The 16536-nt window shown below is 49.8% G+C and carries 16 protein-coding genes; 12 read left to right on the top strand and 4 right to left on the bottom strand.

The window, feature by feature from the left end:
* Nucleotides 1-112: 112 nt before the first annotated feature.
* Entirely contained in the window at nucleotides 113-946 is an 834-nt protein-coding gene (locus H6G00_RS29100) for an ABC transporter ATP-binding protein (protein ID WP_190643672.1), read from the bottom strand.
* A 279-nt stretch (nucleotides 947-1225) separates the two neighbouring features.
* Here H6G00_RS29100 and H6G00_RS29095 point away from each other — a divergent pair, with 279 nt between their 5' ends.
* The 7 genes from H6G00_RS29095 to H6G00_RS29065 all read left to right on the top strand — a co-directional run bounded on the left by H6G00_RS29095 (nucleotide 1226) and on the right by H6G00_RS29065 (nucleotide 7966).
* Complete coding sequence (locus H6G00_RS29095) at nucleotides 1226-2383, top strand: aromatic ring-hydroxylating dioxygenase subunit alpha (protein WP_190799391.1); 1158 nt, start codon at nucleotides 1226-1228, stop codon at nucleotides 2381-2383.
* Between the two features lie 38 nt (nucleotides 2384-2421).
* A complete protein-coding gene (locus tag H6G00_RS29090) occupies nucleotides 2422-3213 on the top strand; it encodes a creatininase family protein (protein WP_190799390.1) in 792 nt (263 codons plus the stop codon).
* Nucleotides 3214-3347: 134 nt separating this feature from the next.
* Nucleotides 3348-4709 carry a type III glutamate--ammonia ligase gene (gene glnT / locus H6G00_RS29085; RefSeq protein WP_190799389.1) on the top strand — a complete coding sequence of 454 codons (1362 nt, stop codon included), beginning with the start codon at nucleotides 3348-3350 and terminating at the stop codon, nucleotides 4707-4709.
* 12 nt (nucleotides 4710-4721) lie between these two features.
* A complete protein-coding gene (locus tag H6G00_RS29080; RefSeq protein WP_190799388.1) occupies nucleotides 4722-5672 on the top strand; it encodes an EamA family transporter in 951 nt (316 codons plus the stop codon).
* Nucleotides 5673-5681: 9 nt separating this feature from the next.
* Nucleotides 5682-6419: an SDR family oxidoreductase gene (locus tag H6G00_RS29075; protein WP_190799387.1), complete on the top strand. Its 738-nt coding sequence runs from the start codon at nucleotides 5682-5684 to the stop codon at nucleotides 6417-6419.
* A complete protein-coding gene (locus H6G00_RS36335) occupies nucleotides 6406-7263 on the top strand; it encodes an ABC transporter permease (protein WP_347277351.1) in 858 nt (285 codons plus the stop codon). The genes H6G00_RS29075 and H6G00_RS36335 overlap by 14 nt, the downstream gene beginning before the upstream one ends.
* An 88-nt stretch (nucleotides 7264-7351) precedes the next feature.
* Entirely contained in the window at nucleotides 7352-7966 is a 615-nt protein-coding gene (locus H6G00_RS29065; protein WP_190799386.1) for an isochorismatase family cysteine hydrolase, read from the top strand.
* 179 nt (nucleotides 7967-8145) lie between these two features.
* On the opposite strand, the gene H6G00_RS29060 is transcribed toward H6G00_RS29065, so the two are convergent.
* A complete protein-coding gene (locus tag H6G00_RS29060) occupies nucleotides 8146-8631 on the bottom strand; it encodes a sterol desaturase family protein (RefSeq protein ID WP_190643717.1) in 486 nt (161 codons plus the stop codon).
* 528 nt (nucleotides 8632-9159) lie between these two features.
* On the opposite strand from H6G00_RS29060, the gene thrC reads away from it, so the two are divergent.
* Together thrC and H6G00_RS29050 are read left to right on the top strand one after the other, a co-directional pair.
* Nucleotides 9160-10467 (top strand): threonine synthase, encoded by a 1308-nt coding sequence (thrC, locus tag H6G00_RS29055; RefSeq protein ID WP_190643680.1) that lies wholly within the window; start codon nucleotides 9160-9162, stop codon nucleotides 10465-10467.
* Between the two features lie 139 nt (nucleotides 10468-10606).
* Entirely contained in the window at nucleotides 10607-10882 is a 276-nt protein-coding gene (locus H6G00_RS29050) for a MoaD/ThiS family protein (protein WP_190643681.1), read from the top strand.
* Nucleotides 10883-10887: 5 nt separating this feature from the next.
* Here H6G00_RS29050 and H6G00_RS29045 read toward each other — a convergent pair whose 3' ends face one another.
* Together H6G00_RS29045 and H6G00_RS29040 are read right to left on the bottom strand one after the other, a co-directional pair.
* Nucleotides 10888-13221 (bottom strand): ComEC/Rec2 family competence protein, encoded by a 2334-nt coding sequence (locus H6G00_RS29045; protein ID WP_190799385.1) that lies wholly within the window; start codon nucleotides 13219-13221, stop codon nucleotides 10888-10890.
* Between the two features lie 58 nt (nucleotides 13222-13279).
* The gene (locus H6G00_RS29040; protein ID WP_190799384.1) at nucleotides 13280-13756 is read right to left on the bottom strand and encodes a DUF4079 domain-containing protein; all 477 of its coding nucleotides are present in this window, start codon (nucleotides 13754-13756) and stop codon (nucleotides 13280-13282) included.
* A gap of 364 nt (nucleotides 13757-14120) precedes the next feature.
* On the opposite strand from H6G00_RS29040, the gene H6G00_RS29035 reads away from it, so the two are divergent.
* The 3 genes from H6G00_RS29035 to H6G00_RS29025 form a co-directional block, all read left to right on the top strand.
* Entirely contained in the window at nucleotides 14121-14378 is a 258-nt protein-coding gene (locus H6G00_RS29035; protein ID WP_190799383.1) for a hypothetical protein, read from the top strand.
* A gap of 247 nt (nucleotides 14379-14625) precedes the next feature.
* Entirely contained in the window at nucleotides 14626-16023 is a 1398-nt protein-coding gene (locus H6G00_RS29030; protein WP_190686256.1) for a TldD/PmbA family protein, read from the top strand.
* A gap of 244 nt (nucleotides 16024-16267) precedes the next feature.
* The coding region (locus tag H6G00_RS29025; RefSeq protein ID WP_190796376.1) for a helix-turn-helix domain-containing protein at nucleotides 16268-16536 on the top strand (269 nt) is incomplete at its 3' end.

The raw sequence follows: 16536 nt of genomic DNA, 5'->3' as shown, positions 1-16536 counted from the left end.
AACTCGACCTGCGAATTTTAGAACAGCAGCGTACTGAAGAAAATTTGCGAGGGAGTGAAGAGTGCTGGCAGCTAGCCCTACGCGGCAACAATTGCGCGGCAACAATGTTAGCTCAATCTTGGTCTCGTAGAGCGTGTAGAACCTGCCGCTTGATGTCTACAAATTCGGGAGTGAGTTTTATTTCCAGGTCGCGTTGAGCAGGTAGGGTAATAGGTACTTCGAGCTTCAGTTGTCCTGGACAGCGGCTCATGACATATACTCGCTGCGACAGGAAGATTGCTTCTTCAACATCGTGGGTAATCATCAGGATAGTAGTATGGGTTTGATCCCATAGTCTGAGCAAAAATTGCTGCATTTGCTCCTTGGTTTGGGCATCGAGCGCGCCAAAGGGTTCGTCCATCAGCAAGACTTCGGGTTCGTTGGCAAGGGCACGGGCGATCGCCACTCGCTGTTTCATGCCGCCAGAGAGCTGCTTAGGATAAGCTTTGGCAAACTGAGTTAGCCCCACTACGTCCAGATAATAATTCACCCGCTCTTGCTGTTGTGCCCGTGATAGGCGGCGCAGCTTTAGCCCAAAGGCAATATTTCCACTGACTGTCAGCCAGGGATAAAGGGTATAGCCCTGAAATACCATGCCCCGGTCAGAGCCAGGACCAGCGACCATTTCTCCATCAACTAAAACTTGCCCTGCGGTTGGCGAATCCAGTCCAGCAACAATGTTGAGCAGCGTCGATTTGCCGCAACCGGATGCCCCAACCAAGCAGACAAACTCTCTCGCATGAAGCTGAAAGTTGATATTTTGCAGCACCATCAGCGGTTTGCCCTGAACCTGGAAGGTCTTGAACAGACCGCGAACTTCCATCTTGGGCTGTGCGGTGGAGGAGGGGCTCACATCGAGTCCGGCTTCTTGTCCTCGCACATCGCTGGATGGGCGGGTGTTCAGCATGATCAAAATTCCTGAGTAGGGGTGGGCATCACTTTGATATAGGTTTTCTCAGTTAAACCGATGATTGCGAGATGAAAAGTTAACTGAGATACAGTTCATCGCTATCAATCAAAACAGTCCCGTCAGTCAAGATAGCTATGAGCGGTAAAATCAAGAGATTGGAAATCAATTGTTCACAACTATTCTCCGTATCTCTGGATACAAAAAGTCAACCGGGAATCTATAGACTGTCTGGAATAAAGCCTTCCACACTCCTCAATTCCAAACAGTACTTCAGCCGTGGTTAACCTGATTGGGACAGAACTAGATCAGAAGTCGAAGCAGCCTGCCTGGTTGCAGTCGTGGCAGCCGCGATCGCTCTCCAGTGAAGCGGTTACGCTTCCGGCTGAGATGTACAGTTCACCAGAGATCTATCGTCTGGAACAAGAGCGCATCTTTGGCAAATATTGGTATTACGTTGGGCATGTTAGTCAACTCGATGGTCCAAACTCTTACTTCACTGTTGAGATTGCTGAGCAGCCTCTAGTCATTCTACGGAACAAGGCAGGTGAGTTACGCGCCTTTTTCAACATTTGTACCCATCGGGCTGGACCAGTGGCAGTAGACAGCGGCAAGTGTAACCGTCTTACCTGTCTTTACCATGCCTGGAGCTTTGACCTGGAGGGCAACCTGCGCGGCATTCCTGATATGGAGGAGGCAGAGAATTTTGACCTGGTGGCTTACGGCTTGACAGCGGTGAAGGTGGATACCTGGGGCCCATTCATCTTTGTTAACCTGGACCCTAAATCAGATGCTTTGGCAGTTCAGTTAGGCGAATTGCCGGAGATGTTTAAGCGATACAAGCTGGAAACCTGGGCAAGGGCTCACTATATCGACTATTGGACAGATAGTAACTGGAAACTATACGTCGAAAATAATGTAGAAAACTATCACGAGCCAACGGTTCACCCGATTCTGGCAAAGTATTATCAGCACATAAAGGCTGAGGCGAAATATCACTATTACCTGCAATACACCCCTTTTGTAGGTCGAGACGAGTTGCCGTCTGAGAAAGACCCAGCCCTTTACATGGATGGGCTGAATGAGTACGAGATGGCAGGTATTTCGACAATGAGTTTTTTCCCGAACTTTGCCTGGATTGTGGCACCCAACTGCGCCATCATTTACCTGATTGATCCGCAAGGTCCATGCCGTACCAGAGTTCGGTGGGATTGGCTGGTGCCGAATACGGATGCTGCTAAGTCACCAGCAAATCTGGAGCCGCTGATCGAGTTTTATGACGGCATTCAGCAAGAAGATTTACAGCTCTTGCCTGAAGTTCAAAAGCGAACTCAGTCCTTGGGGTATCGTCAAGGGCGCTTATCCCCAACGCGTGAAATGGGTACCCACCTGTTTCAAGAGTTGATCATGAGGGCGATCGCCACTCCCGCCAAATAGAAACCATCTTTTTCTCATACCACTACACTCTTCCCTCCATGCCTCTGCCTGCTTCCCTCCCTTCTCAATCTCCTATCCTCTGGGAAGAACTCACCTGGGAGGAAATTACTCACTTGCGCGATCGCGGCATGAATTTGGTAATTCTTCCTGTTGGCGCAACTGAGCAACATGCCCTGCATCTACCCGTTGGAGTTGATACTTTCTCAGCGACTGCAGTGGCTCATGGCGTTTCTGCCCAAACGGGAATTCCTGTTTTGCCGACTTTGCCCTATGGCTGTTCTCTAGGACATTCTAAAAAGTGGGCAGGCACGATTTCGCTGCGTCCCGAAACGCTAGCAACACTGGTGCTAGAAATTGCAGAATGGGTCTGTAGTGCAGGTTTTAGTCGCATTTTGCTGCTCAATGGACATGTCACAAACTGGGCACCCTTGCGCTGTGGTTTAGAAAATGTGCGTCACCAATATCCAGATTTAAGAATTGCGCTGCGCTCAATTTGGGAAATTTCGCCCAAGATCCATGAGTTTTATCACCATGATGCAGCTAATTTTCACGCCAACTGTGCTGAAACATCGGTGATGTTAGCGCTACGTCCAGATCTGGTGCAGCTTGAGAAAGCCGTAGATGAACCCGATCGCTCCGTCGGTTGTTTTTTTGCCTACACGGTGAACAAAGAGAGTGTTCATGGCGCAGTCGGTTCGCCCAGTAAGGCAGATGAAGCGTTTGGCAAACAAATTTTGGAGGTAGCAGTGAGTGAGTTGAGTGAGCAGTTGAAGAGGGCGATCGCCGAAGGAAATCCCCTAGAAGAAATGCCACCTCCTACGGTTCCATAACTCCTTAACTTGAAAGCCAGAAACACCGTAGGTTGGGTGAAGCAAAGCGTAACCCAACAACCAAAATATTATCGAATGTTGGGTTTCGCGATGCTCCACCCAACCTACATTTTTAACTCATACCCTTTCTTAAAATGGCTGAAACTCTTACGCCTGAGCTGCAATCCCTCAAAACCTCGCTGCAAGATAAAGGGGTTAAATATGCCCTTGCTAGTTTTGTCGATATTCACGGAATGTGTAAGGCAAAGGCAGTTCCCTTGTCTCACTTTGGGCAAATGATGGCAGGCTCAGAGCTGTTTACTGGAGCGGCTTTGGATGGTGTGCCGCAGGCTGTGAGTGATGAGGAAGTTTCTGCTCGTCCTGATCCCGATTCGGCAACTATTTTGCCCTGGAATTCTGAGATTGCTTGGTTTGCTAGTGATTTATATCTGCAAGGAAAACCCTTTGATGCCTGCTGTCGAAGCATTCTCAAGAAGGTGTTGGCAGAAGCGGCTGAAATGGGTTTCACCTTCAATATGGGGATTGAAACTGAGTTTTTTATCCTGAAGGAAACGGCAGATGGACGGGGGGCACCTGTCAGCGATCGCGACACGCTAGCAAAACCCTGCTACGACCTACCCGGACTGCTCGATAACTTTACCTGGGTGCAAGAGATTGTCGAAGCAATGAATCAGCTTGGTTGGGATGTTTACTCCTTCGACCATGAGGATGGCAACGGGCAGTTTGAGACGGATTTTACTTACTGTGATGCGCTCAAAATGTCCGATCGCCTCACCTTCTTCAAACTTATGGTGAAAGAAATTGCCAAAAAACACGGTTATTTCGCTACCTTCATGCCCAAACCCTTTGCCGATCGCACAGGTAGCGGCGCACACTACAACATGTCGCTGGCAGATATTAAAACGGGTGAAAACTTGTTTGTTGATGTTGATGATCCGCGTCGCTGTGGCTTGTCAAAGCTAGGCTATCAGTTCATTTCAGGCGTTCTCAGACATGCTCAGGCAATCTGTGCAGTGATTGCGCCCACCGTTAATAGCTATAAGCGCTTGGTGCCAAAGGGCAGTATGTCAGGCTTTACCTGGGCACCTGTGTACATTTGCTATGGCAATAATAATCGCACTAACATGTTGCGGATTCCGCTGGGTGGCGGGCGGGTGGAATGTCGGGCATCTGACATTTCTAGCAACCTATATTTAGGCGCGGCAATGATTCTGGCGGCAGGACTGGAGGGAATTCGGGAGGGTCTTGATCCGGGTGAACCGCATACCGAAAACATGTACGAATATTCGCTCAAAGAATTGGAGGAGAAGGGAATTAAGTTTTTGCCACGCACCTTGGGAGGGGCGATCGCCGCCTTTGCCGCCGATCCGCTCAGCAAATCGGTAATGGGTGATCTAATGTATCAAACCTATGTTGACTTCAAAACTCAGGAATGGGAGGAATACCACAGTCACGTTTCTGATTGGGAAATTCAGCGTTACCTGAAATTTTTCTAGAGGAAAAATTGAATGCAGTCTGCTATCTATCCTCAACCCCGTGAAGCAGTTCCCAATCCCCATTTGTCGTCCTTCACTGCATTCATCGCGCAGAAAAACGGACAGTTACAGACGTGGTTTAGTTCAATTCCACCTAGCAGTTTGGTCTTACTCACCAGTTTTGCAGCACAAGCAGGAACGGCGACCTCTAAGCAGCTTTTTGATGTACTCAGTCCGATTGGAGCGGCATTTATCTGTAAGGCGATCGCAGCCATATTAATGCTGCTCATCTGGCGACCTCGGCTGCAAAATCGAGGATGGGGAGATTATGTTTTAGTTGCAGGGTTGGGAGTGGCGATCGCTGGACTCAGTTTGGCATTTTATGGAGCGATCGCCCGCATTCCTCTAGGCATTGCCTCAGCTTTGGATTTTGTAGGTCCGCTGAGTGTGGCTGTCCTGGGTTCACGCCGCTTGCTCGATCTAGTGTGGGTGATTCTAGCAGCAGCGGGAGTACTGTTGCTCACGCCGATCAGTGGTGCTTCTCTCGACCCGTTGGGCGTTACTTTTGGCTTACTCTCAGCCAGTTCTTGGGCTGGTTTTATTCTGCTCTCTGCCCCAGTTGGACGCGCTTTCTCGGGTGGGTCAGGGCTATCGCTGGCAATGGCGATCGCCACTCTACTCATGTTGCCCCTCGGCATTCATGCTGGCGGTAGCGCTCTGCTGAAACCTAGCATTCTCCTGTTGGGTCTTGGCATTGCTATTCTCGGTGTTATATTGCCCTATTCTTTAGAATACAAAGCGCTCAAATGCTTACCGCCAAGAGTCTACGGCGTTTTGATCAGCATAGAACCTGCCATCGCTGCGTTGGTCGGACTGTTGTTTTTGGGGGAACAGTTGGAGCTTCGGAGTTTGGTGGCGATCGCAATGGTTACAACCGCAGCAATCGGTGTAACGCTGTTTGGCAGAAGTCCCAGGAATTCATAGCTTCCAATCATGGCGAAAGTTGCACTCATTACAGGCGGAAATTCGGGAATCGGCAAAGCAACAGCACTGTTGTTTGCTCAAAAAGGATATGCAGTGGCGATCGCCGCTCGTCGAATTGATTTGTCGGAAAAAGTGCAGCAAGAGATTGAGCTAGATGGGGGAATGGCGAAGGCGATCGCGGCTGATGTCGCCGTTTCCCAGGATGTGAAACAAATGGTAGAAACCGTTCTAGCAGAATGGGGACAAATTGATGTCCTGATACACGCTGCTGGCATCGCCCCCGCTGGTACGATTCTAGAAACCGACGAAGAAACCTGGGATCAGGTGATCAACACCAATCTGAAAGGAACCTTCCTCGTAAATCGACAGGTATTGCAGCACATGAGCGATCGCAGCACAGGTTCAATCGTAAATGTTGCTTCTGATGCCGGAATTTTGGGCTGCCGTGGACTAGCAGCCTACAGCGCCTCTAAAGGCGGAGTCATTCTATTGACCAAATCAATGGCAATGGATCATGCCCGTCAGGGTGTGCGGATTAATGCCCTCTGCCCTGGACCAGTCGATACGCCCTTAACAGCAGACCTTCCCGCAGAAGAAGTTGCACACTGGCAACAGGTGCTACCGATTCCCCGTATGGCAACCGCGCTCGAAGTCGCAGAAGCCGCTTACTTTTTAGCCCATGCCGAGTACGCAATGGGCAGTTGTTTAGTTCTCGATGGAGGAAACACAGCCGGTGGCGCAATCTAGTCTTAGTACCCCCAACATTCAACCCTCTGCTGCACCTAGACGGTATCTTAAACCGTCTGTGTTTTGGAGCATTCGCCAGGGTTTTCCGCGTTGGTTAGCAATCTTACTTTCCGCTATTGCTTTAGCAATCCCACTGACTGCTTGGACGGTAATTAGCTATGCGGGATGGGTCACTCCGATCTTTTTGCCAACGCCTACGGCGGTCATTCAATCTGGGATTGCATTGTTCCAGGACGAACTCACTGTTGATGTTTTGGCAAGCTGCGGTCGGGTTGCGGCAGGCTTTCTGGCAGCGGCTGTGATTGGCGTACCGGTTGGAATTGCAATGGGTACTTTCTACAGCATGGAAAGTTTGTTTGCCCCCATTGTTGGCACTGTCCGCTACATGCCCGTCTTAGCATTTGTTCCATTAGTGATTATCTGGTTTGGCCTAGGCGAAACCTCCAAAACAGTCATCATCTTTATGGGAGTAGTGTTTTACAACGCCATCATGGTTGCAGATGCAGTCAAATTCATTCCCAACGAGATGATTAATGTAGCTTACACGTTGGGTGCAAATCGGTTAGATGTGTTGTTTAGAGTGATTGTTCCAGCCGCTTTCCCAAGTGTTTTAGACACGTTACGAGTCAATATTTCTGGGGCCTGGAACTTCTTAGTATATGCAGAATTGGTAGCGGCACAGAACGGTTTAGGCTTCAAAATTCTGCAGGCACAACGGTTTTTGCAAACTGAGAAAGTATTGTTTTGTATTGCCGTTATTGGCTTGATTGGTCTAATCACAGACTATCTGCTCAAGTGGCTCTCAAAGCTTTTAACTCCGTGGGCGGATGCAACTCGGCATTGAGAATTTAGTGAGATTTTTCTTGTGAGATCAATTCATTGTGTCTGTAGAAGTGGGTTGACAGGTTGAATTTTTAGAGGGCGATCGCTTTATGACTTTAAACTTGAATTTGAACAGCACTGCCTTAATCCTGGTAGACATGCAGGGGGGATCTGTTTTTGGCGACGGTACACTTCCCCATACAAGCACAAAAGAAACTTTGCCCAATGCAAAACAGGTACTAGCAGCGGCTCGTGCAGCCAAACTGCCAATCATTCACTTTAAAGAAGTGCATCGAAAAGAAATGGTGGACTTTGGACGAGAATTAGATGGTGCTGAACCTGTTCACTGCCTGGAAACCTGGGAAAGCACCAATTACTATTGGGAATTAGCACCGATTGACGGTGAGTTTGCCATCTCTAAACGTCGCTATAGTTGCTTCTTTGGCACTGACCTAGAAATTTTGCTGCGTGGCTTAAAGGTCGATACGGTGGTTTTAATGGGCGGCATGACGAATGTATGTGTGCATTACACCGCAGCAGATGCCCATCAGCGTGACTATCACTTTCATGTAATTGAAGACTGCTGCTCTGGCTCCGACTGGGATGCCCACTGGGCTGCCCTCACCGCAATGGAGTACTTGCAAACAGGTGCCCGTATTTTTCACACTGACTTTGTTGAAGCAGTAACGGGAGAGCGATCGCCAGCTTTACAAGAATCTCTCTAACTTTGAAAGTATCTGAAAGGTGATGCGTATTTCCTGTAAGGGCGTAGCATTCGGGCAAGGATTTTTGGTTTATTCCAAGGTTTATTTGCCGAATGCTGCGTCCCTACGTGTGTTTGGCTGAAGTTGGCTTTTTAGGCTTTTTGGGTGCGATCGCTCCCTTCATCCCATTACCCAAATACCTACCACCAGCGCAGTTGCAGATATCCTCGCTCTGGACGACTCAGTTCCTCTTCAGTCATCCAGTCCACCAGTTTGTAGGTGCCGAAAACATGATCCCACCAATCGACCGCTAAGCCAAAGTTGTGATGCCACATGCCGTACTTGTGGTGGACATAGTGAACGGGCATTTTCATCCAAAAGCACTTTGTAGGGTTTTCGTGCTGGAGTTGGTGAGCATAGGCAGAAAATGCCGCATAAGCCAACGCGCCCAAAAGCCAGCCCATTCCCGCTTCAAACGAGAAGAAGAAGAGCAGCAACATAGCGATCGCACTGCCCTTTATATAGTCCAAAAATTCCCATGCCACGCCCTGCCCCTCATTGCGCTTGTGGTGATCGAGGTGACGCGCCCCAATTTTTTGAGGTGAAAGATGCATGATCCGATGCATCCAGTATTCGACAAAGCTAGCGAAGACAAACGCCGCGACGAAAAAAGCGATCGCAACCATAAAATTCATTTCCTGGCACACCAATTCATAATTTGACACAACCTACAGATAAATTGTGCCATCTTTGCCCGAATTGCCGCATCCGAGCCAAGCAACATCCTCGCTACTCACCGATGCGAAGCGCGTTATGCCACACATCCACAGTTCCTTGCGGAGGGGGCTTGGGGGACGCGCTTCGTCCCCCAATCGGGGTCTGGGGAAACCCCCAGGACAGACTGGAATTGAGAGACATAAAAATTGAGGATTAGAGATTGGCATCAGCCAAGGAGCAGAATTAAAGATCTACTCCTTGGCTGACTTATTCAGAGCAAAAGATTTCGCCTCGGAAACACAGCAAATTTTTAATGAACAAGCTCAAAGCCTTAAAAATCAAGAGTTTTCTTATACCCGACCTTTTTTGTCGGGTATGTTTGACGGGTTTTGTGGCCCATGTTACTATCAGACCAACATCAGGTGAGGAAAGCCTCTAGCCCTCGCCAGGACCGATTTCTACCGATGTCGAAAACTTGCTGTCGAGGACGCTAACTCATGACCCAGGCAATTCAAACCCAAACTGCTCTATCTTCTGCCGCTACCTTTACCGCTCTGAAGTGTAAAGAATGCGGCGAAGAGTACGAACTTAAGGCTACTCACGTTTGTGAGTTCTGTTTTGGCCCACTCGAAGTCACCTATGACTACAGCAAACTGAGCCAAACTGTTACTCGTGAAACCATTCAGGCGGGGCCAAACTCCATTTGGCGCTATCGTCCCTTCCTCCCGGTTGAAACCGACACCCCCATTGATGTGGGAACCGGGATGACTCCTTTGGTGCAGGCAAACCGCTTAGCCCGTCGCCTCGGTCTAAAGAAACTGTTCATCAAAAACGATGCGGTGAACATGCCCACCCTCAGCTTTAAGGATCGGGTGGTTTCAGTAGCGCTGACCCGTGCCCGCGAACTGGGTTTCTCAACGGTGTCCTGCGCCAGCACTGGAAACTTGGCAAATTCTACAGCGGCGATCGCTGCCCACGCAGGACTAGACTGCTGCGTCTTCATTCCCGCTGACCTGGAAGCCGGTAAAATTCTCGGCACCCTGATTTACGGACCCACTGTGATGGCGGTTCAGGGCAACTACGACCAGGTCAATCGCCTGTGCTGTGAAGTGGCTAACTCTCACGGTTGGGGCTTTGTCAACATCAATTTGCGCCCCTACTACTCTGAAGGTTCCAAGACCTTGGGTTACGAAGTTGCAGAGCAGTTAGGCTGGCAGTTGCCCGACCACATCGTCGCGCCCCTTGCTTCCGGTTCTCTGTTTAGCAAGATCTACAAAGGCTTCCAGGAATTCATCAAAGTCGGTCTGGTAGAAGAAAAAGCCGTTCGCTTTAGTGGTGCACAAGCTGAAGGCTGTTCCCCCATTGCTCAGGCATTCCGGGAAGGTCGGGATTTTGTCACGCCCGTGAAGCCCAACACGATCGCTAAGTCGATTGCGATTGGTAACCCTGCTGATGGCGTTTACGCAGTCGATATTGCTCGCAAAACCAACGGCAACATTGAGTCCGTCAACGACGCTGAAATCATCGAGGGAATTAAGCTACTAGCCGAAACCGAAGGTATCTTCACCGAAACCGCAGGCGGCACCACCATTGCTGTACTGAAGAAGCTGGTCGAAGCAGGCAAAATTGACCCTGAAGAAACTACCGTTACCTACATCACTGGCAACGGACTGAAAACCCAGGAAGCAGTACAGGGTTATATCGGTGAACCGCTCACGATTGAACCTAAGCTGGACAGCTTTGAGCGTGCTCTAGAGCGTTCTCACACGCTAGGTCGGTTGGAATGGCAACAGGTCTTGGTTTAAGCTAATTCCAAGCAAGGAAACTACTTCGTATTAGGGCAAAGCACTCAGCAGGTAGGCTGTTGAATTGAATGCGGAAATTTTCGCCTAATGCTTTGCCCCTATCACTCAATACTCATCATTCAAATCTCCAAATCTCATCATGGCTGTCAAAGTTCTCATCCCTACTCCATTGCAGAAGTTCACTAAAGATCAGGCAGCGATTGAATGCGATGGTGGCACAATCACGGAATTGCTCGATTCTTTAGAACAAAATTTCCCTGGCATCAAAGCACGACTGTGTGACGATCAGGGTGAACTGCGCCGTTTTGTTAATTTCTACGTCAACAGCGAAGACATTCGCTTTTTGGATGGCAAGCAAACTTCCCTAAGCGAAGGGGATGAAGTTAGTATCGTTCCAGCGGTGGCTGGCGGCTGAGACGTTTAGAAGGCAGAAGGGCTGTTCTCCAGTGGACTGAGAAACGGGGTAAAACCCTTTTCAGGTGTCCACTGGATCGCGCCATCATGCCCCGTCCAATAGGTGGCGATCGCCTGTTCGCGTAGTCGCAGTGCCGTATCGGGGTCGATGGAATAAGCAGAGGCGATCGCCACCCGATTATCAATTGCAGACAAAAGGTCAGGGCGCAGAAACTCACCTGACCACCACAAGACTTGCGCTGGAGTCAAAATCTTTTCAGTTAGCAGTCGTTGCTGTTCGGCAGATGGCTCTAGATTTTGCAGCAATAGCCACTGCTGCTCCCCAATATTTAACTGAAGTGCAACGGGGTCGGCATTGAGCAGCATTGCAGAAACGGAACCCAGTGACACAGCCTGATCAATGGGTAGAGGCAATTTTGGTTGCGAGGTGACAAGACTGGGGGGAGTTTGACCTGCTAACGTTGTGTCTGCGGTTGCAGAGGGCACGCTAGCTGTTGTCTCCGGGCTTTGGTAGAAGTTTTGAATGGGTAGATCAGCTAAAATCCGATCCCACCCTGCTTCACCGGGATTGGGATCAGTTGAGATTGCCCAGTTAATCTGATTAACTCCCTGTTTTCTCAGGAAAGGCAAGACTGTGAAGTTGACGTTCTCCTCATCACCACTATTGATTAGTCCGACCGATCCCCGCTCTTGAACTACTAAGACGGGTGTTCCAGAGGTGGACAAAACAGTGACCTGAAACAGATTGGTATAGCGAAACCAGAGGGGAATCGCGACCAGGCTGAGTCCAAGGAGAAAGGCGATCCACCAAAACTTTTGTCCTCGTCTCCACGCCCAAACTACGACGATCAGGCTGTAAAGAGCGATCGCCTGAATGACTGAAATCGTCCCGGTTGCAAAAGAGTTTCCAGGGAGCTGATTGCAAAATTCTGCCAGAGTAACCAGTGCATGCAGCGGGTAGTAAAGCACTGCACCCAAAGCGCTTCCGGCAGTTGACCAGAATAGAGCAGCTACAGCACTGATCATGCCGCCAATGCTAATCAAGGTAATCAACGGCGTAGCCAGGACGTTCAGCAGAATGCTGTAAGGGGAAACTACGCCAAAAGCATAAAGCTGTAAGGGCAATGTCCAAAGATAGGCAGCAAGTGGAACGACAATCAGAGTGGCGATCGCAGGTGGCAACCAATCCAGCCTTTGCGTCAGCGGTGGAACGGTAACAATCAGTCCTAGCGTTGCCAAAAAACTCAACTGAAAACCCAAATCCCAAATCCACAGCGGGTTTACTAGCAGCAAAATGGCAGCGGCAAGCAAAATGGAACTCAGCGGTCTGACCTTGCGCTCTGTAGTCAGAGCAATCAAGGCGGCCGTTCCCATTACAGCTGCTCGCAGGACAGAAGGCTGCATTCCGGTGAGTCCGGTATAGAGAATCAGAACTCCGAGTCCAAAGATCAGCCGCGCCCGGTTAGGCAGCTTTTGCGTCAGAGTTAGCATCACTCCGACCAACAGCGACACCTGAAAGCCAGAGGCCGCCAGCGCATGAGCTAGCCCCGCGCGAGAAAACTGATCTTGAACGCTGTAGGGCAAATCTACCCCATTGCGCCCCATTACCATTGCGCTGAGCAGTGGACCTTCGGGTACACCCAGCCATCGCACCTGTGACTGTACAATTCTTTCGCGGATCAGCCACCATCCCCAGGGCGATCGCCCCTCTCCTGCGGGAAAGTCAATCTGTGTACCAGTCAGTCCAGCAAAGCCGCCCTGTCGTGCCAAATATTGCTCAAAGTTAAAGCCGCCAGGGTTCTCAGCAGGTTTGGGTTTGTACGGAGTGCCTGTAACAGCGACTACCTGCCCCGTCGTTAACCCAGTCCCTTGGAGCAGCGGTACAGTAACGTAGAGTTTTCCCGTAACGGGCTTTCCCGCGTTTGCACTGGTCTCATCGCTGGTAATTTCGCTCACCTGAGTGACGTTTAGCCAAAACCGTACCTTTTGCTTGCGAGTAAGTTGAGGTGGCGTATCAATCTTTCCTTGAACGGTGAGAAGTTGGGCAGGAGCCGTAGGGTCAAAGTTGCTGATCTGGTTGCTGATGTCTGACTCTTTCACATCTGGCAAGCGTAACTGAAAGTAAAACGTTGCCAGCAGTCCAACCAATCCCGCCGCTAGCCAGAGCCGCGATCGCGGGCCAGTCTTCCAAAAGCGGGGCAATGTGAATGAGGCGATCGCACCCGTTAAGAGAAGAGCGATCGCCCCTAAAGGAATTCCCCCAAACTGACCCGGTAGTGCAGTTAACAGCAATCCCAGAATGTACGCCAGACTAAGAACAGCACCATTTACAGCAGCCATAGATGCTGACCCCCACAACTCTTCCGCTAGTTAACCCAAAACCATTTGGGAATCTAGCTCAAATGGACAAACCCAACTTTAAGCCAAAAACGGCATGGAGAAACAGCACACAGAGAGCCGCACTGCCCAAGTAGGCATGGAGGGTGCGAAGGGAAGTTTTCTTGGCAAACCCAGTGGCAGCGATCGCCCCATTCAACCCCAACAACAGTACGGCGGCCGAACCAGTCCAAAAATGTGGGCTTTCAAAGATTGGTTGATTCTGCATCACTAAGGACAAAACACCACCTGTATAACCTGCGGCAATGAAGGCAAACATCAGCGGAGCTAGCTTACGGTGGTCAGAACGGCTCTTCACAGCGACGGCTTCATCGGTGGCAGCCCTACCACGCCAACCTGCCAAACCGACAAAGCTGCCCATTACAAATACAACAATCCCCATCATTAAGGGATGCCCCCAATGCACAATCGGCTCAGGCATTCCAAAGTCGCGAAACCAGGCGGCGATCGGCTCTAACAGATCTCTGATACCTGACATCCAGTTCTCCTCTATTGCTCAAACTACGGCTTTAACGAGCATTGCCTTAATATTTCTTAAAGACATTCTATGGGATCTATCTTGTCAGAAGGAAGCTAATTGATAGAGCAATCCAACCTGTAGGAACGTGAAATTTCGCCTGGAAACTCAATAATCCTTACCTTTGTAAAAACTGTGATTTTTGGGTCTTGGGATGCATCTCGTTTTTAGAGCGATCGCCTGTTCAACAGGAGTTCACATCTCCAATCGTGATTCCCAGTTAAAGCCGATGGAGTTCGCTTGTATCATCAAGAAATAGCACTTTTGCAGCAGAGAATTTCTAGCTCTACTACCACGCCTACTTCTAATCGAATAGAAAACAGCGATGACAGAAAGTAACTTACCTGACCGTGTGACTCGCTTAGAAACAATAGCTGAAGTGACCCTGCTAGCCGTTCAGCAGCTAGGCATACAGCAGCGTGAAATGCAAAAAGCCTTAACAGATAGCATTCAAGATTTACTTGGCATGATGAATGAGCAGCGAGGAGACATCGCTGAAATGCAGTCGAAGATACGAGGTCTACAGCGAGAAAATCGCCACATTCTGGACATTCTGCTAAACCGACAAAATCTTAATGTGTAGTTAGCGATCGCCACAAAATAAATGTCTTCTGTAGGGGCTTAGCATTCGGGCAATAACTTCCGACGCATCCAGCTGACATTTGCCGAATGCTAAGCCCACGAGGAACCGAGCTACAAATCAGACTTCATCAAATCTTCCCTAACACCCTTCATCCAGATTCTCAGTCTCACTCTTTATCGAGCCGTAAACAGGAAAGGTGTTGCACAATAGAAGTCAGCTTCCTCGTTTAATTCATTTAAAGGCTCCTATGTCTACTGCGCTGACTGATGCTCAAAACCTGCTGTCTGATCTGATTGGGCGCTATCGCTCTCAGGTCGATTACTTGTCAGTTCGGTTAGAAGAGGCAGAAGGGACAGATATTCTCCTACGCGGCGACAAGGTAGAAACGTTGAGCGAAGGAATTTCGGTGGGCGGGCAAGTTCGAGCTTGCTTCAAAGGGGGTTGGGGTTTTGCTAGCTTCAATCAGCTTTCGACTTTGGCAGAGCGCATTGAAGAGGCGATCGCCGCTGCCCGTCTAGTTGGAGATGAAGAAACGCTGCTAGCGCCAATTGAAGCAATTCAAGACACTCGCCAACTGCCGCTCACGGGAACCGATCCTCGTCACATTTCATTGGCTCAAAAGAAAGCACTGTGCAATCACTACGCTGAAATTCTCAGAAGCTTTGACAGCCGCATCGCTACCACTTCAGTACGGTATGGAGATAGCGCTCAGCGGGTGATTTTAGCAACCTCAGAAGGTACCCTGATCGAGCAATCTTGGGTTGATTTAGAAATGCGCTTTGCTGCAACTGCCCGGAACGGTGAAACGGTGCAAACGGGGCGTGAAACCACAGGCTCTCGTAAAGCCTACGAAGATTTGGAAAATCTGGACGAGCAGGTTACAAGTGCTGCACAGCGGGCGGTAGATGCGCTGGTATTGCCTGCGGTGAAAGGCAATACTTACACCGTGGTAATTGACCCGATTCTGTCAGGGCTGTTTGTGCATGAAGCCTTTGGACATTTGTCAGAAGCCGATATGGCTTATGAAAATCCTGATCTGCTGGAAGTAATGACGTTGGGACGGCGGTTTGGTCCAGCAGGGCTACAAATTTTTGATGGGGCAGCACCAGGTGGTCATCGGGGCAGCTATTTTTATGATGATGAGGGTGTTCCAGCGACCACAACTCAATTGATTGAGGATGGCGTGTTAGTCGGTCGGCTGCACTCACGAGAAACAGCGGGCAAGCTGGATGAGGCTCCAACAGGTAACGCACGCTGTTTGAGCTATCACTATCCACCCATTGTGCGAATGACGAATACTTGGATTGAGCGAGGTGATACGCCCGTCGCCGATCTATTTAACGGCATTCAAGAAGGCGTGTACGCCCGCAACTGGTTGGGCGGTATGACCAATGGTGAGATGTTTACCTTCACCGCCGGGGAAGCCTGGATGATTCGGAATGGGGCGATCGCCGAACCCGTTCGAGATGTCACGCTTTCTGGCAATGTGTTTAGCACTCTGAGCGATATCGAGGCGATCGGTGACGACTTTTACTGGGATGAGTCGGGTGGCTGCGGCAAAGGTGGACAAAGCGGGCTTGCGGTGGGCTGTGGTGGTCCCAGCCTGCGAATTCGTGATGTTGTGGTAGGTGGCGAAGCAGAATAGCTGGCTACTGCTCTTATTGATAAGTTCTTAAGCTCTACACTTACAGCCATTCTCCGATAGGTGAGCCATAGCGTAGGGGCAGTTCGCGAACTGCCCCTGCAGGGATTTGTGGTTTATCCAAGTGGAAATTGCTGCAAGGTTCAAACTCTTATTTCTAATATTTCTAAACTCTCAGTACTTATACCAATTCTTCAAAGTAAGGCTACAGATGGTATAAAGCTTTTGATGGGTTCAAAGACGAAGGATGGCAGGGGTATACAAGCTAGAGATTAGTGAGAGTGAGGAAGACCTCAAAGGGTTACTGAGAGAGCAGAAAACTGCATCAGGCAAAGAACGGATACAACTGCTGTATCTGCTCAAAAGTAGGCAAGCGGCAACGATACAGCAAGCAGCGCAATTGCTTGGACGCAACCGGGTCAGCGTTCAGAAGTGGTTACGGCGCTATCGAGCAGGAGGACTCAGCGAGATGCTGGAGAAAAAGGAACCCTGCGGTCGCCCCCGTGCGATTCCAGC

The sequence above is a fragment of the Leptolyngbya sp. FACHB-541 genome (assembly GCF_014695875.1).
Classification (GTDB): domain Bacteria; phylum Cyanobacteriota; class Cyanobacteriia; order Elainellales; family Elainellaceae; genus JAAUTN01.
This window is presented reverse-complemented; position numbering and strand designations above follow the sequence as displayed.